Here is a 20137-nt window from a genome sequence, read left to right on the forward strand (position 1 = left end):
TTCACTCACTTTCTGTCAAATGGCCACTAAACGTGCGACGTGTCTCACGTAGACGCGACCGTCGTTCTTCTTGAACGATGTGGAAATTTTTCATATCGGTCGTCGGTAATTGATGTTTTTCGACGAGGCGGTCAAAATAGACGCGACGTGAGGCATCCTGTTTTGCGGATTCATGATTGCCGGACGGATTAAAGGCATACAGGACAGTCGCACGAGCGGGGTGCAAGACGAGATGGTTCTGGCCGACCCGTAAGATCCAGTCCCAGTCCCAGTAGTTGAAGACCTCTTCATCAAAAAGTCCCAGTTCTTCGTGCAATGATTTCCGGTAAATGGAACCGGACGGGATATACGTCGAGTCTTCCTTCATGCCTTCGCGGTCATACGGATAGGCGAACGGCTCCGTCGTCCGGACGACACGGTGATCCTGTTGCCAGTCATAGGTGAACAGTTCAGCGTCGGCATAGGACAAGTCGGCACCGGCTTCCAAGTCGCCGACGACTTCCTCGATATGCGAAGGCAATAACAAATCATCGTCGTCATGCAGAAGGATGTAACGTCCTTTTGCCAGCGAGACACCATGATTGCGTGCCCGGACATGATGGTTTTCCGGAAGATCGACATAGGTGATCGCCAGCTGCCCGTTAAAGTCAGCGATGACGGATTCGAGCCGGTCGCCGTTGTTATTTAAGATGATGACTTCGAAATCTTGAAAAAATTGTTTTGTCAGTGCGGTCAAGGCTTCACGCAATTCACGTGACCGGTTGTATGTCGGAATGATGACTGAAACCGTAGGCATGGGAGTCGTCTCCTTAGAACAAAGACACCTGTAACGTTCAAGGTGTCCTTGTGAGATATTTACATATGTTCTTCGATTGTTGGAAGTAAGTCATTCCATTCAGCATCTGCTTCTTTTGTCACGGTGACGAAATCACCGTATGCAAAGAGGTTGTCGATACCGTCGATCGTAATGAGGGATGCGAGCAAGGCGTCTTCCGGTGTATCCCCTTTTTTGACACTTGTACTTTTCGCCCCGAAACGATCTCCGTCGAGGGTGATTTTTACTGAGTTTGGATTAGGTGTGTAGTCAACTTGCATAATAAGTCTCCTTTCAAAGTTCACACGATTCTTCACATAGAAGTAAGTTCGTTGCGAGTAAAGTTAATTCCTGCCGATCCGGTTGTTCACCAAACGATTCTTCAAATACAGACCCGATTGCTTCTGCAAGTGGGCTTATTTGATCATGGACCGTCAGTAAGCTTAGTATAGCAGACATTTCCGTCGGATAATTTCCTTGTCCTAGGTGAAATGGATCATATTTTTTTAAAAGTTCTTCTGACCTCATAATCGACTAAACTCCTTATCTCAATATATCTCAAAAGGCGGTAGTCCGCCTTTTTAAATTTGTTTGACCTGATTTTCAATGCAAGGGGTTATTTTTTGGTCATTCAGTGATAACCTATATCTTGTAGATAAATAGGTTTAAAAATGCCTGAAACGTCTATATATAGAGTGATAGTACAATTACTCTTCCTATATGTAGGGCGTCTTTTTTTAGTTTAGCGCATTTTTTGAGACAACGAAACCTATTTTGAAAGTTAGAGAATGGGAGTGGTTCATAGTGGCATCTCCACTGAATACAGCACGCATCTATCAAGGTGCAATGACAATAGAAGATGTATATACGGTGATTCGTCAGATTACGGCATCATATTCAGAGCTCGACGTCGAACGTTACACAGAACGGGCAATTCGGGCACTTGAAGGAAAGACGTTACAGGCGGATCAAGTCTATGAACTGTTGACGATGCATGCACTTGATATGTTAAAGGCAGAAGAACCAAACTGGACGTTTGTTGCGACGGCGACGTACCTCAATCGTTTGTATCTGGAAGCGAGTGAAAATCGTGGTTATGGAGCGGACGAACGATATGGTTCGCTTTACACGTTGATCGAAAAGTTGACGGAGATCGGAATCTTCACACCACACCTGCTAGAAACGTATACAAAAGAAGAAGTCGAGGAGCTTGCAGAGTCGATCGACCCGTCACGCGACCATCTGTTTACGTATATCGGACTCCGGACATTAGCAGACCGTTACTTAGCGCGCGATCATGTCAAAAAATTATACGAATTGCCGCAGGAACGTTTTATGGTCATCGCGATGACGCTCATGCAGACGGAACCGAAAGACCGTCGTCTCGATCTCGTCAAAGAATCCTACTGGGCCTTATCGAATCTCTACATGACGGTTGCGACACCAACACTGTCTAACGCCGGCAAATCGTACGGTCAACTCTCATCTTGTTTCATCGATACGGTCGACGATTCACTGCGTGGCATCTATGACTCGAATACGGATGTCGCGACACTGTCAAAAGGCGGCGGTGGAATCGGGGTCTACATGGGGAAAATCCGTTCCCGTGGATCAGACATCAAAGGATTCAAAGGTGTATCAAGTGGTGTCATCCCTTGGATGAAGCAGCTGAACAACACAGCCGTCAGCGTCGATCAGCTTGGTATGCGTCAAGGCTCGATTGCCGTCTATCTCGATATCTGGCACAAGGATATCCTTGAATTTCTCGACGCGAAGTTAAACAACGGGGACGAACGGTTGCGGACACATGACTTGTTCACCGGCGTCAGCCTACCGGACCATTTCATGCGGACCGTCGAGGCGCGAGGCGACTGGTACCTGTTCGATCCACACGAAATCCGGACAGTGATGGGCTTCAGTCTGGAAGATTCGTTTGATGAGACGGAGCAAGGCGGCAGCTTCACGGAGAAGTATGAAGCCTGTGTCAATGAACCACGTCTGAGCCGGACGAAAGTACCAGCGATTGATCTCGTCAAACGATACATGCGGTCACAGCTCGAAACAGGAACACCGTATATGTTTTTCCGCGACGCGGTGAACCGCGCCAATCCGAACAAACACGCGGGTATGATTTATTCGTCGAACCTCTGCTCAGAAATCATGCAAAACATGAGCCCGACGACGGTCACGGAAGAATATACACAAGACGGGAAAATCATCATCACGAAAACACCGGGTGATTTCGTCGTCTGTAATTTGTCCTCGATCGCACTCGCACGTGCCGTTCGTTCGGATGTCTTGGAACGCTTGATTCCGATTCAGATGCGGATGCTCGATAACGTCATTGATCTGAACACGATTGATGTTCCGCAAGCACAGATCACAAACCAAAAATACCGCGCCGTTGGTCTCGGAACATTCGGCTGGCATCACCTGCTTGCACTTGAAGGTATCCGTTGGGAATCGGTCGAGGCCGTGCAGTACGCCGATCGCCTCTACGAAAAAATCGCGTATTTGACGATTGATGCCTCGATGCAACTCGCAAAAGAAAAAGGGGCATATCGTCTCTTTGAAGGATCCGAGTGGCAGACAGGGGAATACATCGCCCGTCGTCACTATAAAACGACCGCTGAGCTCGATTGGGATCGTCTGCAAGCGGACATCACAGCGCACGGCATGCGAAATGCCTACCTGATGGCAGTCGCACCGAACTCGTCGACGGCGATCATTGCCGGCAGTACGGCTTCGATCGATCCGATCTACAAGAAAGTGTACGCGGAAGAAAAGAAAAACTATAAGATTCCAGTGACGGTTCCTGATTTAACTCCGGAGACGAACTGGTTCTATAAGTCAGCGTTTGAGATTGATCAACTCTGGAGCATCCGTCAAAATGCGTCACGTCAGCGCCACATTGATCAGGCAATCAGTTTTAATCTCTACGTCAAAAACAGTATCAAAGCAAAAGAATTACTCGAGATGCATATGGAAGCATGGCAGCTCGGGATGAAGACGATTTACTATACACGTTCAACGACTGTTGAAATCGATGAATGTGAGTCGTGTTCATCATAAAAGAAGGAGGACGGTATCATGAAGGCAGCGATCGTATATGCGTCAATGAGCGGAAATACAGAGGAGGTTGCGGAACTCATCGCGAAAGCGTGTTCCGAGATGCAGGTTGAACCGACGATGATCTTTGCGGATGACGTGACGACGTATCAGCTGGTCCCTTATGATATCGTCTATTTTGGTTCGTATACGTGGGGAGACGGCCAGTTGCCGGATGAGATGCGGGACTGTCTGAAGATGGTCTTAAAAGAAAGTCCGCACAAGATTCCGCAGGCTGCTGTCTTTGGGACCGGTGATAAGATATTCGTCAAATATTGCCGCGCCGTCGATGAGATGGCCTATCATCTTTCGAAGTTTGGTGTCCCACTCGCAGGTGAACTGCTCAAAATCGAACAATCACCACGAAACCGGCCGCATCTGGTCAAGGAATGGACACGTCGCACGTTATTGCAATTACAGAAAGAGGGAGCCGAACAACATGGAACAACTACAAAAAATCAAACTGCTTGATGCCCGTCATCCAAATCGGGCGACCGCGATCATTGGTGGCGAAACGAGCTCGATCGTCAACTGGAACGATCTTGCCTATCCCCAGTTTTATTCGATCTATAAACAGTTATTATCGAACTTCTGGATTCCGGACGAGATCTCGATGTCGAAGGACATGCAACAATGGAATCAATTGAGTGAACGGGAACAGGATGCGTTCAAACGGATCATTGGTCTGTTATCGATTCTCGATTCGGTCCAAACTCGTTATATCCTAGAGTCGGCGATGTTTACGTCAGACGCTTCGATTCATGCGATTCTCGCCATCATTGCCCAGCAGGAAGTCGTGCATAACCAATCCTACAGTTACGTACTCTCAAGTCTCGTCCCGTTGTCTGAACAGAACCGGATCTTTGATATTGCTAAAGACGATGAGATGGTCATGAAACGGAATGCCTTCATTCTTGATTTATACGAAGATTTCCAAAATGATCGGACGCCGGAAAACTTTGCGAAGTCACTCGTCGCCTCGATCGTTCTTGAAGGAATCAATTTCTATTCCGGGTTTGCGTTCTTCTATAACTTAGCCCGTCACCAAAAGATGGTGGGGACATCGACGATGATCAGCTACATCCAGCGTGATGAATTACAACATTCGTACTTCATCAGCCAACTCTTACGTGCCGTCTTGACGGAACATCCAGAGATTGACGCGGACGGTTCATTCACGAAATTCGTCTATGCGACATTCGAGCGGGCGGTTGATCTTGAGATTGAGTGGAGTGAATACGTCCTGCGTGATCTGGACGGACTTGACGTCAGTGAGATGCGTGACTACGTGAAATATCTGGCCAACAAACGTCTCCGTGTCATCGGACTCGACGATTTGTATGAGGGACATGATGAAGACGTCATGCCATGGATCCGCGCGTATTCCGATGATTCGATGAATGTGACGAAATCCGATTTCTTTGAGCAAAAATCACGGTCATATGCGAAAGTGACGGATGCAAACGGGTTTGACGATTTGTAAGCCGAATAAAATGTAAGTGGAAAGAACTAACTGATGAAAATTTATCTACAAAATCAGTTAGTTCTTTTTCTAACGCCGAAAAAAACCGAAAATTTTGATTTTTAAGGGGGTGGTTCGAAAAGAACGTAAAAAAAAGCAGTTGCGAAAACGCAACTGCTTAGTACGGCAGGGAGGATTAATTCTCGGCTGCACGTTGCGTTCAAATAGACATTGCAGTGTCTATTTGAACAAGAATAGTGTTGTTAAGAACTTACTCAAACAATACTACATATGTGTCTCAAGTAAAACAATTTTATTTGATTGAAGCTGAAAGTGATCCTTCCCTGCTTAGAGGGAAGGAGGACTTCTAATGTGCCTTATTGCGCCTCACTATCGTAATGCACACTGGGTATGCGGTCATTATCGCGGATCACGCTGGATTGATGAACACTTTCGTTCAGGTTCATTCGTAAATGGCCACTGCCAGTTACGTTTCGATTTTTAATTGACTAATCTAACTGATCAAATTTTGGTTGCTTCATGATACAATTTCCTTTACGCTAGGACAGGTGAGGTCATGCTCGACTCCTGCGGAAAAACAAGTTAATCATGACCCTGGAAGATGCATCGCATCTGAAGCGGCATGATGACTTGTCCACGGAAAGCGAGCAGACCGGACCTGTCCTGTCCTTTTTATGTATCCTTTACTCTTTTTTATTTAGGTCAATCGAAAAGTGGACAAAAAAAGGGCCGGACTCGAAAAGTCCGGCAGAATCAGGGGGAATACTTGAAGTCTTGCTACTAATTTGTTCCCTTGTAAAATAAAAAATAAACAATTTGAAAAATATTTTTTACCATCCGTAAAAAGTATGTTATTATAAGTTGATGAATTTAGTTAGGGAGTGTATAAACTATGGCAAACTTTGAAAAAGACCAAGTTGTTACTGGTAAAGTAACTGGTATTCAAAACTTTGGTGCTTTCGTAGCACTTGACGAGCAAACACAAGGCCTCGTCCACATCTCAGAAATCTCACACGATTACGTAAAAGACATCAACGATTACGTAAAAGTTGGCGATGAAGTAACTGTTAAAGTTCTCGACATCGACGAAGCTAACAAAAAAATGAAGCTTTCGATCAAAGCTACACAGGAAGCTCCAAAACGCGAAGCACGCGCTAAAGGCCCACGCAAAAACACTGGCCGTCGCGATGCAGGTCCTGCTTTCAAACAAGAAGAAGCTCCTGGCTTCAACGTGTTAAAAGGCAAATTGGAAGAATGGATTGAAAAATCAAACTTCCAAAAATAAGAATGTGAAAGAGAATCGACATCGGTCGGTTCTCTTTTTTTGTGTTATAAGCATTAAAATAGATGCAAAAGGGGAATGTGTGGATAATGTAAGGTGTTCATTACTTATCAAGGGGGCAACACACAATGGAAAACTTTGAATATCGCAATCCAACGAAACTTATTTTTGGTGACGGTCAAGTCAGCAAGATTAAAGATGAGCTCAAAACATTAAACGCTAAAAAAGTCATGCTCGTATTTGGCGGAGGCAGTATTAAACGTAATGGTGTCTATGATGACGTAACGCGTGAATTAAACGAAGCCGGCATCGAATACGTCGAGTGTGACGGCGTTGAACCAAACCCACGGATCGAAACAGCAGAGCGTGGCATTAAAATCGCGCGTGAAGCAGGCGTAGATGCATTGCTCGCTCTTGGTGGCGGTTCCGTCATCGACTGTACGAAATTGATTGCTGCCGGTATCCCGTACGAAGGTGAAGCATGGGATCTCGTCATCGGGAAAGCCACTCCCAAAACCGTCATCCCGTTCGGAACAGTCTTGACGCTTGCAGCAACGGGTTCAGAGATGAACTCAGGTTCTGTCATCACGAACTGGAAAACACAAGAAAAATACGGTTGGGGCAGCCCGTTGACGTTCCCGACATTCTCAGTCCTTGATCCAAAGTACACAGTCAGCGTTCCGAAAGATCAAACGATCTACGGTATCGTCGACATGATGAGCCATTGCCTCGAGCAGTATTTCCATACGGCGCATGCACCTGTTCAAGAACGAATGACAGAAGGCGTCATGAAAGCTGTCATCGAAGCTGCACCGAAACTCGTCAACGATCTCGAAAACGTTGAACTGCGTGGTACGATTCTGTTCGCCGGTACGATGGCACTCAACGGTGTGCTTCAAATGGGCGCACGCGGTGACTGGGCGTCACATAACATTGAGCACGCTGTTTCAGCGGTTCATGATATCCCGCACGCAGGTGGACTGGCAATCCTCTTCCCGAACTGGATGCGCCACGTTCTCGATGAGTCAAACGCACACCGTTTCGTCACGCTCGGTGAAAACGTCTTTGACGTCGATACGACAGATAAATCAGAAATGGAAGCAGCACACGCGACCATCGATGCAATCAGTGCGTTCTGGACGTCACTGGGTGCACCGAACCGTCTTGCGGATTATGACATCAAAGAAGAGACTGTCGATTCAATCGTGAAGTCAGCCATGACACGTGGTGACTTCGGAAACTTCAAATCACTTGGTAATGACGATGTCCGTCAAATCGTAACAGCTGCTTTATAAGCACTACAACATTTGCTAATCTTTTCACAAAAGACTTGAACGACCTTCCTTCTTGCGTTTTAATGAAAAGGAAGGTCGCATTTGTTTGCGAATGAATAAGGAGGACGAGTGAATGACAACGGTACGTTTTGATTATTCGAAGGCCCTACAATTCGTAGGACAACATGAAGTAGACTATATGGCAGATACGGTGAAGACATTACACGGAGCCATCCATAACGGGACAGGTGCCGGTAGTGATTTCCTCGGTTGGGTGGACTTACCGACGAACTATGATAAAACGGAGTTTGCTAACATTCAAGCAGCAGCAGAAAAAATCAAGTCGGATTCGGATGTCTTGTTAGTCGTCGGAATCGGCGGATCGTATCTTGGTGCACGTGCGGCAATCGAGATGCTCGGTCATTCGTTCCACAACCTGTTATCAAAAGAAGAACGGAAAGCACCACAAATCATTTATGCCGGACATAATATCTCTTCAACGTACTTACATGATTTGTTCCAAGTACTGGAAGGGAAAGATGTGTCGGTCAACATCATCTCGAAATCGGGGACGACGACAGAACCAGCGATTTCGTTCCGCCTTTTGAAAACATTCATGGAAGATAAGTATGGTAAAGCCGGTGCCAAAGACCGGATTTATGCGACGACAGATAAAGCACGTGGTGCCTTGAAGACGCTTGCGGATTCAGAAGGCTATCAGACATTTGTCATTCCAGATGATGTTGGTGGACGTTTCTCGGTCTTGACACCGGTTGGTCTGTTACCGATTGCAGCGGCTGGAATCTCGATCGAAGAATTAATGGCTGGAGCACGTGACGCACAAGTTCAATTCTCAAATGAGAACTTGGCTGAAAACGAAGCCTATCAATATGCAGTCGTTCGGAACGCCTTGTATGCAAAAGGAAAAACAATTGAACTCCTCGTCAACTACGAACCGGCCCTGCACTATGTTTCGGAGTGGTGGAAACAGTTGTACGGCGAGTCAGAAGGAAAAGACTTCAAAGGCATTTTCCCGGCAGCGGTTGATTTTTCAACGGATCTTCACTCGATGGGCCAATACGTCCAAGAAGGACGCCGTGACTTGTTTGAGACGGTCATCAAAGTCGGACAAGCGCGTCATGCCTTGACGATCGAAAAAGATGCGCAGGACTTGGACGGTTTGAACTTCCTCGAAGGAAAATCGATTCAATTCGTTAATGATAAGGCAGCTGAAGGAACGTTACTTGCCCATACGGATGGACAAGTACCAAACTTGACGGTTGAATTACCGGAGATGACACCGTATCATCTTGGGTTCTTGTTCTACTTCTTCGAAAAAGCATGTGCGATGAGCGGCTATTTGCTCGGCGTGAACCCGTTTGATCAGCCGGGTGTTGAAGCGTACAAGAAAAACATGTTCGCGCTACTCGGTAAACCAGGATTTGAAGCAGAAAAAGCAGAACTTGAAGCCCGCTTGAACTAAGCAAACCGGCATCTCCGCATTGGGAGATGCCTTTTTTTGTCATTCTGACGAATTCCTACGCACTTTCACTTTTAGAATGCTTTCGAAACAGGTAAAGTGAAGAGAGAAGAAGAAATGAGGTGCACGCACGTGATTACGTTTTTAGATTATTACCAAAATCGGGTTGAACTGAGTTTTGAAGACCATCCATTCTCGATTCAACCCCTTCATGTCTGGGTCATTGCCGTGTACGAGGGAAAATGGTTACTGACACATCACAAACAACGAGGGTACGAGTTTCCGGGTGGAAAAGTCGAACCAGGAGAGACGGCCGAGCAAGCGGCGTATCGAGAAGTGATGGAAGAAACCGGTGGACGGATTGAACGTCTGCAATACATTGGACAATACCGGGTCGAAGGGCGAGGGGACACGATCATCAAAAACATTTATTTTGCTGAAATCGAGTCGCTTGTCCCACATCTGGCTATCGATGAGACAGACGGAGCCTACCTGTTGGACGAGATCCCACCTCGCCTGGATACGAACCGTCAATACAGCTTCATGATGAAGGACCGTGTCCTTCCGGAGACTCTTCGTGTACTCGCCGAACGCCGATTGGTTTGAACTGCCGCGACAAGGGCCGTTCCGGACGTTTCGGATGTTTTATGAAACGTCTGACGGCGAACGGGTCGGTGCTTACGTCGTCCTTCCCGTTCATGCGAACGGTCAAGGGTTGTTGTACTTACGTGGTGGGACACGAAATATCGGGATGGTCCGACCGACACGTCTGATGCAGTTCGCCCAAGCGGGATACCTGGTCATGGCTCCTTTTTACCGGGGGAATTTAGGCGGGACGGGGAAAGAAGATTTTGGTCATCACGACATCCTGGATGCGGTTGCCGCATTTGATTGGCTGAATGAACGGGTAGAGCGGACGTCCGTCTTCGGTTTTTCAAGGGGAGGGCAAATGGCACTGTTACTGGCCCACTATCGACCTGTCGCTCGGACTGTCTCCTGGGCGGGTGTGACGAATCTGGTCTGGACGTATGAGGAACAGCGGACGATGCAAAAGATGCTAAGGCGGTTTACAGGTGGGGTGCCGGATCAACAGAAGCAAGCCTACCAAGTCCGTTCGCCGCTTTATTTTCCACCGCAAGGAGACGTCTTGTTGATTCACGGACTGTACGATGAAAATGTTCGTCTGCGGCATGCAACGAATTATGCAGCCCGTTATCCAGAACAAACCCACTTAAAAGTCTATCAATATGCCCATCAATTCCCGATTCATCAAAAAATTGCTGTGACCGGTCAAGTCATCGATTGGATGCTGTCAGAATGAACGGAATGTAGAAATCACCTCAACGACTTGTCTTGAGGTGATTTTTACTAAAAATGTAAGGAACATTGATATCTTTTGAAAAACTGATTTTTTAAGAGAAATCAATATTTGATATACTAGAACATATAAAATAAGCTTGATTAACGGATTTAGAAGGGGAACATGAGATGGAAATCTTACTCGCGCGACAACCGATCGTTGACCGGTATGGTTCGATTGATGCTTTTGAATTACTTTATCGTTCCGTTGAAGCACCTGCTGTGTTTGATGGGGATCTTGCGACGATGGATGTGTTGACCAATACACTGATTCATCTCGGAGTAGATCATGTGGCGGAAGGGAAACGACTATTCATCAACTTCACGGGGGACTTATTGCAGTCCGAGTTGATTGATCATCTGGATCCAACACGATTTGTGATTGAAGTATTGGAGACCGTTCAGATTGATGATGCCATGTTGCTGACGCTCAAGAAGTGGAAAGAAGCAGGTTTCATGCTGGCACTCGATGATTTCGTGACGGACTTGTTGCGTCATCATGGTGCTGAACTGTTTGATTTAATTGATCTCATCAAAATTGACATCGAAGCGATTAATCCACGGGAACAAAGTGCGATTTTACATATCTTAAAACGTAATTATCCACATATGCGCTTTTTGGCGGAGCGCGTCGAAACGCATGAAGATCATACACGGAGCCTTGAAATGGGTTATGACTGGTTTCAAGGATATTTTTATGCGAAACCGATGCTGATGAAAGGGAGAGCGGTTCCGCCTCAAGTCCCTGTTTTGCTGAAGATGCTGAAATGGTTGGATACAGATGACCATTACGACGAGGTCGTCGATGAAATCGAAAGAAATCCGTACATTAGTGTTCAAGTCTTGCAACTCATCAATTCACCGGGAATCGGGTTACGGAATACGGTTAGTTCTGTCCGACAAGCCATTTCATTACTTGGTTTTTCGCAGTTGAAAAGTTGGATTTCACTGATCGTCTTACGTGAGATGAAACTCGCGAGTCCTTATAAATGGTCGGATGAATTATTACGTTCTTCGTTACATTGTGCGAAGTTATGCGAATTGTTTGCGAGCGAAACGAAGACATTGAAAGCAGAAAGTGCTTATATGATCGGACTACTTTCGCACATCGATGCCTTGCTGTCAGTCGATATCGATGAAATCATCGATCAATTACCGATTGAACTGACCTTAAAAACGGTCTTGCAAGGAGACGATCATCCGTTTCGGGACTGTCTCTTACTGGCAATCAGCGCGGATCGTGGTGAATTCGAACATTTTGAGCTGCTCAGCAACCGGTTTGGGATCTCGAAGCAACGTGCCTATGAGCTACTGAAGGAAAGCCAAGTTTGGTTGGCTCAAAAGGAACAACATTTGCAAGATAAAACAGATTTGATTGTCTAAACGGCAAAAAAAGGTTGAGCACTCCAAACAGAGGCTCAACCTTTCTGGTATAGACGAAACATTAAATACGAGGTCCAGCCGATTTGATGGCATCGGTCGCACTTTCGAATCGGTTGAAGTTTTCGACGAACTTATGAGCAAGTGCCGTCGCTTGTTGCTCGTAAGCGGCTGCATCTGCCCACACTTTGACGGGATTCAGCAGATCAGTCGGCACATCAGGTACTTCGACGGGCATGTGCAGTCCGAAGATTGGATGTTCTTCTGTCGGGATATCGACGAGTAGACCGTTGACCGCGGCGTTGACCATCGTCCGTGTATACGCAAGCTTCATCCGACTACCGGTACCATAAGCACCACCGGTCCAACCTGTGTTGACAAGATAAACCGTGACACCATGACGATCAATCAGTTCACCCAGCATCGTCGCATATTTTTCCGGAATCAATGGTAAGAACGGAGAACCGAAGCACGTCGAGAATGTCGCTTCTGGTTCAGTGACACCACGTTCTGTCCCGGCGAGTTTAGACGTGTAACCCGATAAGAAATGATACATCGCCTGTTCCTTCGTCAACTTGCTGATTGGTGGTAAGACACCATACGCATCAGCCGTCAAGAACACAATCGTTTTCGGATGGCCAGCGCGTGACGGGATGGCGATATTATCGATTGATGTAATCGGATAGGCAGCACGTGTGTTTTCCGTCAATGACGTATCATCATAGTCTGGCGTCCGTTGTGCATCAAGAACGACGTTTTCAAGCACCGTACCAAATCGGATTGCATCAAAGATTTGTGGTTCCTTTTCGCGTGAGAGATTAACGGTTTTGGCGTAACAGCCGCCTTCGATATTGAACACACCATCATGCGACCAACCGTGTTCATCGTCACCGATCAATTGACGATTGTCGTCTGCCGACAGGGTGGTCTTACCAGTCCCCGATAGTCCGAAGAACAGAGCGACGTCACCTTCGTGTCCGACGTTTGCTGAACAGTGCATCGATAAGACATCTTGTTGCGGTAACAGATAATTCATGACTGAGAAAATCGATTTTTTGATTTCTCCTGCGTACTCGGTACCACCGATCAAGACGATCCGGTGTTCAAACGACATCGCGATGAACGTCTCTGAGTTCGTACCATCGACTGCTGGATCAGCTTTGAAGTGTGGTGCATAGACGACCGTAAAGGGTTCAAAGGCCGCAACCGTAGGATATTCCCGTAAGAACAGTTGTTTTGCGAACAGATTATGCCAAGCATATTCTGTCACGACGCGTACTGGAAGGGTGAAATGCGTATCGGCACCAGCAGCAGCCTCTGTGTAGTAGAGCTGATCTGTTTCGTTCATATGACGAAGAACTTTTTGTAACAGTTGCTCGAATTTGTCCGACTCCATCGGTTGGTTGACATGACCCCAATCGATGTGTGTCTCGCATGACTGATCGCGGACGATGAACTTGTCTTTTGGCGAACGACCTGTAAATTTCCCCGTTTCTACAGATAAAGCACCATTCTCTGCAAGAACTCCTTCTTTGTTTCGAATCGCATGTTCGACTAGTTCGGCAACGGATAGTTGTTTGAACACATGCTCCTTCATGAGTAGTTCTTCGATATTCAGGACCGTCATCGGCATCCTGACCCCACCTTTCCCCTACGTTGGTTTTGGCTCCATCATTAGTATGACACATTTATTATATATGACATACTAATGATAGGGCAATCATTTTCCTGCGCTGATTTCTATTTATCTGGAAACGCTTTCAGCATTAACAGTTTAACACCTCTTCCGAAAATTTTCGACAAAAAATTAAAACGTTGCTTGACAGAGTGGACACAAGTTTATATCATGTAATTCGTAACGGATACTCTTATTCTGAGCAGGTGGAGGGAACAAGGCCCGAAGAAACCCGGCAACCGTCTTATGTTAATTTCATCATTAATGTAGGAAAAGGTGCTCTCCTGAAGCGAAGTAAACACTTCGAACGATAAGAGGGTAAAGGAAGAACGCACAACCTTTCCCTGACCATTTTTGGACATGGAAAGGTTTTTTTCATTTTACCGTCCCACTCAACTAGGGGAAATGAGTACACCGTCAAATTCTTTTTTGGGAGGGTCAAACATGACAAACCTTAATCGCCGACTATTTACGTCGGAGTCAGTAACTGAAGGTCACCCGGATAAAATCTGTGACCAGATTTCGGATTCAATCTTAGATGCGATTCTTGCGGCAGATCCTAATGCACGTGTTGCTGCAGAAACGTCTGTCACGACAGGACTTGTCCTTGTGGCAGGAGAAATTACGACAACGACTTACGTGGATATCCCGAAAGTCGTACGCGAAACGATTCGTGAAATCGGCTATACACGCGCGAAGTACGGATTCGATGCAGACACATGTGCTGTATTGACTTCGATTGATGAGCAATCGGCAGACATCGCTCTTGGTGTAGACCAAGCGCTTGAAGCACGCGAAGGAAACATGTCAGATGAAGAAATTGATGCTATCGGAGCAGGAGACCAAGGTCTGATGTTCGGTTACGCAACGAAAGAAACACCTGAACTAATGCCACTTCCGATCTCACTTGCACACCGTCTCGCTCGTCGTCTTGCAGAAGTTCGCAAGACGGGACAACTCGATTACCTCCGCCCGGATGGTAAAACGCAAGTCACGGTTGAATACAACGAGAACAATGAACCTGTTCGCGTCGATACAATCGTCATCTCAACACAACATGCGGAAGAAGTGACGCTTGAGCAAATCCAAGCAGATCTGAAAGAACATGTCATCGCTCCAGTTATTCCGACGGAGTACATCGATGCAGACACGAAATTCTTCATCAACCCAACTGGTCGTTTCGTCATCGGCGGACCACAAGGAGATGCAGGTTTGACAGGTCGTAAAATCATCGTTGATACGTATGGCGGTTACGCACGCCACGGTGGTGGTGCTTTCTCTGGTAAAGATCCAACGAAAGTCGACCGTTCAGCTGCTTATGCAGCACGTTATGTTGCGAAAAACTTGGTTGCATCTGGTCTTGCAGACAAAGCAGAAGTTCAGCTTGCTTACGCAATCGGTGTGGCGCATCCGGTGTCAATCGCGGTTGACACATTCGGAACAGGAAAACTTCCTGAAGCGCAACTCGTCGAATTAATCGCAGAAAACTTTGATCTTCGTCCTGCAGGGATCATCAAGATGCTTGATCTCCGCCGTCCGATTTACCGTCAGACAGCAGCTTATGGTCACTTCGGTCGTACAGACATCGAATTGCCATGGGAGCAGACAGATAAAGCTGCTACTCTTGAAGAGCAGGCAAAACGTTTCGTCTAATCCTTTGTTCAGAAATAACCTTTCACAGGTTGTTTCTGAACTTTTTTTGTTTCTCCGGAACTTTGCAGGGAAACGACTGAAATTTCTAGAAAAGGGTAAAAGAACATGAGTCTGTAAAAGGAAAAGGGGGATTTCGGTATGGAGATACGCGAAGCAGTTCCTGCTGATGCAGCACGCATTCATGATATTGCGCTCACGTCTTGGATGGATACGTACGAGGAAATCTATTCTGAGCGCTCGAAAGCCCATTTCGTTCAGGAAGCCTACCCGCAAGAAGAAGTAGTTCGGGCAATCCGGACAGCAGAAGAAGCGCGCGGAGAATATTTTAATGTAGGTCTGATCGATGGGGAGATTGTGGGATTCATTCATGCGATTGATGTCGACGGGACGTGGGAAATCGTCCGCCTGTATGTCCTGCCGAAATATCAACAGAATGGAATCGGGCGGAGACTGATTCGAGAGCTTGAGCTCCAAGGTGCTTCTCCAATTGAAGTGTACATCGAATCACGCAATTATAAAGCCCGTCACTTTTTGACTGCATACGGATTTAAGGAAATCAGCGAGACGACAGAGGAAGTCTTTGGACAAGTGGAACCTGTGACGCGACTGCAACGTATATATGAATAAAAACGAAATCCGACTTAAGGCGGTTTGGCTGGAGTCGGATTTGTTGCATACTAAACAGATATCAAATGAAGAGGTGAGTTTGTGGTAGAACAACCAACCGGAGTGATCGTTCTTGTGTATCCACTCCAATTACGTGCCCGACCAAGTGAAGCGTTGATTCGTGTCTTGGAACAAGAATATGAAGTACTCTTAGTCGACGCACCACGTCGTGTATCGTTTGAAGAACACCAACAGTTATTAAAAGAAGCGTTACGAGAAGCGGGTAAACGGAAGCTTCCGATTCATATCATTGCCTGCAGCATGGGGGCACTCGTCGTCAACCGACTGTTGCAGGAATACGAATTACCGATTGCCAGTCTGTCCTTTATCTCACCCTTGTTTGATTGGCACAATTCAAAGCAACTCGGTGGCGTCAAGCAAGTGTTTGCGAGTGCATTTGATCGTTTTCGCCCGGATGCCCCACTCGGGACGTTACCGTTCGGACAAAACAATGAAGACGCTGTCCGTTTGGGTGAGTTGACCTATGCCCAATATCGTGAAATCGAAGAAGAAATCGTATTACATGATGAGGAACGAAAAAAATTACCTCGTGTCCATTTGGCTTGTTTTTATGCGCCGGACGATCAGTTTGCGGATGTCAAGTTGACGCTCGAAGTGTGCCGAAAAATGGGGGGCGACCAGATTTATCTGCAACGCCTGCATGGTTTCCCGCACTTTAGTTTTGAACGATTAAACACACGTTTTGCTGAAAAACTTTTATTGTTCCTCAAACTGGTTGAGGATTAAGGAAAAGTCATCTAAAAAGGAGGATGCCGTCATTTGCGACAGCATCCTCTTTTTTCAGTCGATCGTTTGTTTTTTAAGTTTTTTTTCGATGGCGACGATAAAGGGTGGATTATTTTGTTGGTTCAAGAACCGATACTGCAAGACCGCATAATCTTGCTGCGGCAGCAGGGCAACATGTTCCAAAACGGCGTCGCGTTCTTTACGTCCTTCAAGGTGTCCATGATAAATCACGAGGACAATCAACCCACCGGGCACGAGGACCGGAAGTAACGCCCGAAGCGCTTCTAACGTTTCTTCTCCCGTCGTCGTGACCGACTTATCGCTCCCTGGTAAATAACCGAGATTAAAGACCCCAGCACGAATCGGACGCTGTTCGTCAAATAAACGAGCACCGACATGAATATGACTTTCGTGATACAAGTCGACCCATTCGGAGACATGTGCCGCCTGCAGACGGCGTTTCGTTTCTTCAATGGCTTGTTCCTGAACATCAAAAGCGATGACACGTCCGCTTGGTCCGACTCGTTCAGCAAGGAAATGGGTATCGTGACCGTTCCCGGCAGTCATATCCACGACGCAGTCTCCTTCGTGGATGACGGATTCCAGTAATTCTTTTGCGTAAGGTAACACACGTGCAAGTGACATGGCATAAACTCCTCTTCCTGATGGATATCCTTTTTTCTAAGTACCCGTAAAATCGATGCTGTAGTCAATTGTATCATTTTTCCGATTGTTCGTTTAAAACGAAGTTTCTTGACAGAGTGCGATACAATTTCGTAAAGTGGCAAGGTTGGAAACTATATTGGAGGATACTTACCATGCCGAAATTACCTCGTGCGGTCTGGATTCTGGTATTGGCGATGGCGATCAATACGACAGGATCTTCTTTTTTATGGCCGTTCAATACATTATACATTCATGAATATCTGGGAGAATCGATGACGAAAGCCGGAATGGCTTTATTCGTCAACTCTGCTCTTGCCATCGTCGGGAACTATATCGGTGGAAAAGCCTTTGACCGGTTAGGCGGCAAACGGACACTTGTCATCAGTGTCGTCGGTCTGGTCCTCGCGTCCATCGGCTTATGGATGTTCCACCAGACCTTTACCGGGTACGTGGTGATGCTTGGATTGATCGGATTCGTCGGAGGAATGGTTTTCCCGACCATCTATGCCTTGACGGGTGTCATCTGGCCGGAAGGTGGCAGACGGGCCTTTAATGCGATTTATGTGGCGCAAAATGTCGGTGTCGCGTTAGGAACAGCGATTAGCGGTCAGATTGCGGCGATTGATATTCAATTCATCTTTATCGCGAATCTTGTGCTGTATCTGTTGTTTGCCGTCGTCTTGTTAGTTGGTTTGAACTGGATCCATGTGAATCCAGTGAAACGCCATACGAGATCAGCGGGGGAAGAGACACGTGAACCCCTGTCGCGGACATCGGTCCGGACGATGCTCTACGTATCAATCGGATATGCCCTGTTGTGGTTCGTTTACGTCCAGTGGCAAGGGACATTTGCTGTCCATACGAAGTCACTCGGTGTGACGATTTCCGAGTACTCTATCTTATGGACGATCAACGGGGCTTTGATCGTGTTTGCACAACCGTTGTTGACACCTGTCTTGCGCTGGTTTGGAGATGATTTGAAGCGTCAGTTGTTAACCGGGACCGGTATCTTCCTTCTGTCCTATTTGATTGTTCCGTTTGCTGGCGGCTTCAAGATGTTTTTAGTCGCCATGATCATCTTGACGATTGGTGAAATGTTCATCTGGCCTGCTGTTCCGGCAATGGCAGCACGCTTAGCACCGATTGGAAAAGAAGGGGAGTTCCAAGGGTACGTTAATATCGCAGCCTCTGCAGGACGGATGATCAGTCCGACGGTTGGAGGATTGATTTATGATGTATCCGGAATGGATGCCGTTTTCCTCACATTGATTGGTTTGATCATTCTGGCAGGATTCACCTTCGTTCGAGCGGTACCAAAACCTAAAAAAATAGAGCAGTGAAAAAAGACGTGAGAAGCGGGGGTGAATCCGTTCTTGCGTCTTTTTAAAGAGGGAGCATAAAAAAAGGGAGATTGGGTATTTTATTAACAGGGGAATATTGTTTAATTAACCAAATTAAAGAAAATTTGGTTTGTCAGACGTGTCGCATGCCGGAGGTGGACAAGATGAGGCAATGTGTTTTTATTGAAGACCAGTCGATTTGGACGACGCTTATGCAAGACAAACCACTCGATATTTTTTACAGTTACGAATATGTTCATTTGAATGCACGTCCTGAAGAATCTCCCGGTCTGATTTATTTTCAGGGGCAGTCGGGTGAACTGTTTTATCCGTTTTTGAAACGGCGGATTTTTGAGACCCGTTATTTTGACATCATCACGCCCTACGGTTACGGCGGACCAGAAATCGTCGGTGAATTGACGAGACAGGAATTGGCGGATGCGAAACGGTCTTTTCGCCAATGGGCGATGCGTAATCAAGTCGTTTCAGAATTGATTCGTTTTAATCCGTTGACGGAAAATGAAAAACATGTACCGGATTGGACGGAAAGGGAGTTCATTCGACATACGACTAGCATTGATCTTCGACCATCTGTAGAAGAAATCATGCAGACATTTCACAAGAAAAATCGAAGCATGATTCGGAAGTCATTAGCGTCTGATCTGAGTGTCCGTATAGGTACAAACGATGATTTACAGACGTTCATTCGCCTTTATTATCAGACGATGGACCGAAAAGATGCTTCGTTGCACTATTACTTTACATCCGACTACTTCGAACGATTATTTAAACCGACATCGCTTTGTCGACCGTTGTTGTTAATTGCTGAATGGCAGGGAGAGGCGGTTGGCGCTTACTTTGTCTTGCTTGGTCAACGGTACGCGCACGGCCATCTCATCGGATGTGAACGGGATGAACATAAACTCTATCCGAATCAACGTCTCGAATATGAAGCGATTTTATATTCGAAAGCTGCCGGGATGGTGGAACAGCATCTAGGTGGTGGCTACAAAGAACGGGATAGTCTGTTTGAAAGTAAGTGTCGATACACAGGATACAGGATGTTTGAGTACCACCAAGGAAAAACAATTCTTTTACCGCATATCTACGAACAATTGTGTGAGCATTATGGCAACAATAAAGAAGCCGGTTATTTCCCGGAGTATCGGTATCAAGAAACTGTTTTATCAATCTGACACTCCCACCACTG

The 20137-nt window shown here is 46.4% G+C and carries 19 protein-coding genes and 1 riboswitch; of the genes, 14 read left to right on the forward strand and 5 right to left on the reverse strand.

The window, feature by feature from the left end; translation table 11 throughout:
- Position 1: 1 nt before the first annotated feature.
- The 3 genes from BLD48_RS07555 to BLD48_RS07565 are packed head-to-tail and all read right to left on the reverse strand — an operon-like array spanning position 2 to position 1342.
- A complete protein-coding gene (locus tag BLD48_RS07555) occupies positions 2-796 on the reverse strand; it encodes a glycosyltransferase family 2 protein (RefSeq protein WP_071499661.1) in 795 nt (264 codons plus the stop codon).
- A 59-nt stretch (positions 797-855) separates the two neighbouring features.
- Complete coding sequence (locus BLD48_RS07560; RefSeq protein WP_026832261.1) at positions 856-1095, reverse strand: NifU N-terminal domain-containing protein; 240 nt, start codon at positions 1093-1095, stop codon at positions 856-858.
- Positions 1096-1108: 13 nt separating this feature from the next.
- Positions 1109-1342 (reverse strand): DUF1871 family protein, encoded by a 234-nt coding sequence (locus BLD48_RS07565; RefSeq protein ID WP_071499662.1) that lies wholly within the window; start codon positions 1340-1342, stop codon positions 1109-1111.
- 276 nt (positions 1343-1618) lie between these two features.
- Here BLD48_RS07565 and BLD48_RS07570 point away from each other — a divergent pair, with 276 nt between their 5' ends.
- The 9 genes from BLD48_RS07570 to BLD48_RS07610 all read left to right on the forward strand — a co-directional run bounded on the left by BLD48_RS07570 (position 1619) and on the right by BLD48_RS07610 (position 12183).
- Complete coding sequence (locus BLD48_RS07570) at positions 1619-3886, forward strand: ribonucleoside-diphosphate reductase subunit alpha (RefSeq protein ID WP_071499663.1); 2268 nt, start codon at positions 1619-1621, stop codon at positions 3884-3886.
- Between the two features lie 18 nt (positions 3887-3904).
- Positions 3905-4393, forward strand: coding sequence for a flavodoxin domain-containing protein (locus BLD48_RS07575; protein WP_071499664.1), 489 nt, complete (start codon positions 3905-3907; stop codon positions 4391-4393).
- On the forward strand, positions 4362-5405 hold the full coding sequence (locus tag BLD48_RS07580; RefSeq protein WP_071499665.1) for a ribonucleotide-diphosphate reductase subunit beta: 1044 nt from the start codon (positions 4362-4364) through the stop codon (positions 5403-5405). The genes BLD48_RS07575 and BLD48_RS07580 overlap by 32 nt, the downstream gene beginning before the upstream one ends.
- 892 nt (positions 5406-6297) lie before the next feature.
- Entirely contained in the window at positions 6298-6690 is a 393-nt protein-coding gene (yugI, locus tag BLD48_RS07585) for a S1 domain-containing post-transcriptional regulator GSP13 (RefSeq protein WP_014971071.1), read from the forward strand.
- Between the two features lie 125 nt (positions 6691-6815).
- Positions 6816-7982 (forward strand): iron-containing alcohol dehydrogenase, encoded by a 1167-nt coding sequence (locus BLD48_RS07590; RefSeq protein WP_071499666.1) that lies wholly within the window; start codon positions 6816-6818, stop codon positions 7980-7982.
- Between the two features lie 112 nt (positions 7983-8094).
- Complete coding sequence (locus BLD48_RS07595) at positions 8095-9444, forward strand: glucose-6-phosphate isomerase (protein ID WP_071499667.1); 1350 nt, start codon at positions 8095-8097, stop codon at positions 9442-9444.
- A gap of 129 nt (positions 9445-9573) precedes the next feature.
- Entirely contained in the window at positions 9574-10047 is a 474-nt protein-coding gene (ytkD, locus tag BLD48_RS07600; protein ID WP_071499668.1) for an RNA deprotection pyrophosphohydrolase, read from the forward strand.
- Positions 10019-10762: an alpha/beta hydrolase family protein gene (locus BLD48_RS07605; protein ID WP_143082926.1), complete on the forward strand. Its 744-nt coding sequence runs from the start codon at positions 10019-10021 to the stop codon at positions 10760-10762. Before ytkD ends, BLD48_RS07605 begins: the two co-directional genes overlap by 29 nt.
- A 167-nt stretch (positions 10763-10929) precedes the next feature.
- Positions 10930-12183, forward strand: coding sequence for an EAL and HDOD domain-containing protein (locus tag BLD48_RS07610; protein WP_071499669.1), 1254 nt, complete (start codon positions 10930-10932; stop codon positions 12181-12183).
- A gap of 61 nt (positions 12184-12244) precedes the next feature.
- Here BLD48_RS07610 and pckA read toward each other — a convergent pair whose 3' ends face one another.
- Positions 12245-13813 carry a phosphoenolpyruvate carboxykinase (ATP) gene (gene pckA, locus BLD48_RS07615; RefSeq protein ID WP_201723142.1) on the reverse strand — a complete coding sequence of 523 codons (1569 nt, stop codon included), beginning with the start codon at positions 13811-13813 and terminating at the stop codon, positions 12245-12247.
- Between the two features lie 232 nt (positions 13814-14045).
- Positions 14046-14172: riboswitch (SAM riboswitch) on the forward strand.
- A 127-nt stretch (positions 14173-14299) separates the two neighbouring features.
- Between pckA and metK the strand changes: the two genes are divergently transcribed.
- The 3 genes from metK to BLD48_RS07630 all read left to right on the forward strand — a co-directional run bounded on the left by metK (position 14300) and on the right by BLD48_RS07630 (position 16921).
- Complete coding sequence (gene metK / locus BLD48_RS07620) at positions 14300-15508, forward strand: methionine adenosyltransferase (protein ID WP_071499670.1); 1209 nt, start codon at positions 14300-14302, stop codon at positions 15506-15508.
- Positions 15509-15646: 138 nt separating this feature from the next.
- Positions 15647-16135: a GNAT family N-acetyltransferase gene (locus tag BLD48_RS07625; RefSeq protein WP_071499671.1), complete on the forward strand. Its 489-nt coding sequence runs from the start codon at positions 15647-15649 to the stop codon at positions 16133-16135.
- An 81-nt stretch (positions 16136-16216) separates the two neighbouring features.
- Positions 16217-16921, forward strand: a complete 705-nt coding sequence (locus tag BLD48_RS07630) for an alpha/beta fold hydrolase (protein ID WP_071499672.1) — start codon at positions 16217-16219, stop codon at positions 16919-16921.
- 54 nt (positions 16922-16975) lie between these two features.
- Here BLD48_RS07630 and mnmM read toward each other — a convergent pair whose 3' ends face one another.
- A complete protein-coding gene (mnmM, locus tag BLD48_RS07635) occupies positions 16976-17566 on the reverse strand; it encodes a tRNA 5-(aminomethyl)-2-thiouridylate-methyltransferase MnmM (protein ID WP_071499673.1) in 591 nt (196 codons plus the stop codon).
- 173 nt (positions 17567-17739) lie between these two features.
- On the opposite strand from mnmM, the gene BLD48_RS07640 reads away from it, so the two are divergent.
- Both BLD48_RS07640 and BLD48_RS07645 read left to right on the forward strand, forming a co-directional pair.
- Positions 17740-18927, forward strand: coding sequence for an MDR family MFS transporter (locus BLD48_RS07640; protein ID WP_071499674.1), 1188 nt, complete (start codon positions 17740-17742; stop codon positions 18925-18927).
- A 164-nt stretch (positions 18928-19091) separates the two neighbouring features.
- Complete coding sequence (locus BLD48_RS07645) at positions 19092-20123, forward strand: peptidoglycan bridge formation glycyltransferase FemA/FemB family protein (RefSeq protein ID WP_071499675.1); 1032 nt, start codon at positions 19092-19094, stop codon at positions 20121-20123.
- The last annotated feature ends 14 nt before the right edge of the window (positions 20124-20137 follow it).

Origin of the sequence: Exiguobacterium sp. KRL4, assembly GCF_001870785.1 — a bacterium.
In the GTDB taxonomy this organism is placed as follows: domain Bacteria; phylum Bacillota; class Bacilli; order Exiguobacteriales; family Exiguobacteriaceae; genus Exiguobacterium_A.

What these genes read in the sequence shown, in the direction of transcription:
- BLD48_RS07645 (WP_071499675.1), top strand. Translation starts at nt 19,092, where the DNA reads ATGAGGCAATGTGTTTTTATTGAAGACCAGTCGATTTGGACGACGCTT.
- BLD48_RS07555 (WP_071499661.1), bottom strand. Translation starts at nt 796, where the DNA reads ATGCCTACGGTTTCAGTCATCATTCCGACATACAACCGGTCACGTGAA.
- mnmM (WP_071499673.1), bottom strand. Translation starts at nt 17,566, where the DNA reads ATGTCACTTGCACGTGTGTTACCTTACGCAAAAGAATTACTGGAATCC.
- BLD48_RS07595 (WP_071499667.1), top strand. Translation starts at nt 8,095, where the DNA reads ATGACAACGGTACGTTTTGATTATTCGAAGGCCCTACAATTCGTAGGA.
- BLD48_RS07625 (WP_071499671.1), top strand. Translation starts at nt 15,647, where the DNA reads ATGGAGATACGCGAAGCAGTTCCTGCTGATGCAGCACGCATTCATGAT.
- BLD48_RS07640 (WP_071499674.1), top strand. Translation starts at nt 17,740, where the DNA reads ATGCCGAAATTACCTCGTGCGGTCTGGATTCTGGTATTGGCGATGGCG.
- metK (WP_071499670.1), top strand. Translation starts at nt 14,300, where the DNA reads ATGACAAACCTTAATCGCCGACTATTTACGTCGGAGTCAGTAACTGAA.
- BLD48_RS07560 (WP_026832261.1), bottom strand. Translation starts at nt 1,095, where the DNA reads ATGCAAGTTGACTACACACCTAATCCAAACTCAGTAAAAATCACCCTC.
- yugI (WP_014971071.1), top strand. Translation starts at nt 6,298, where the DNA reads ATGGCAAACTTTGAAAAAGACCAAGTTGTTACTGGTAAAGTAACTGGT.
- BLD48_RS07590 (WP_071499666.1), top strand. Translation starts at nt 6,816, where the DNA reads ATGGAAAACTTTGAATATCGCAATCCAACGAAACTTATTTTTGGTGAC.
- BLD48_RS07610 (WP_071499669.1), top strand. Translation starts at nt 10,930, where the DNA reads ATGGAAATCTTACTCGCGCGACAACCGATCGTTGACCGGTATGGTTCG.
- BLD48_RS07580 (WP_071499665.1), top strand. Translation starts at nt 4,362, where the DNA reads ATGGAACAACTACAAAAAATCAAACTGCTTGATGCCCGTCATCCAAAT.
- pckA (WP_201723142.1), bottom strand. Translation starts at nt 13,813, where the DNA reads ATGCCGATGACGGTCCTGAATATCGAAGAACTACTCATGAAGGAGCAT.
- BLD48_RS07565 (WP_071499662.1), bottom strand. Translation starts at nt 1,342, where the DNA reads ATGAGGTCAGAAGAACTTTTAAAAAAATATGATCCATTTCACCTAGGA.
- BLD48_RS07575 (WP_071499664.1), top strand. Translation starts at nt 3,905, where the DNA reads ATGAAGGCAGCGATCGTATATGCGTCAATGAGCGGAAATACAGAGGAG.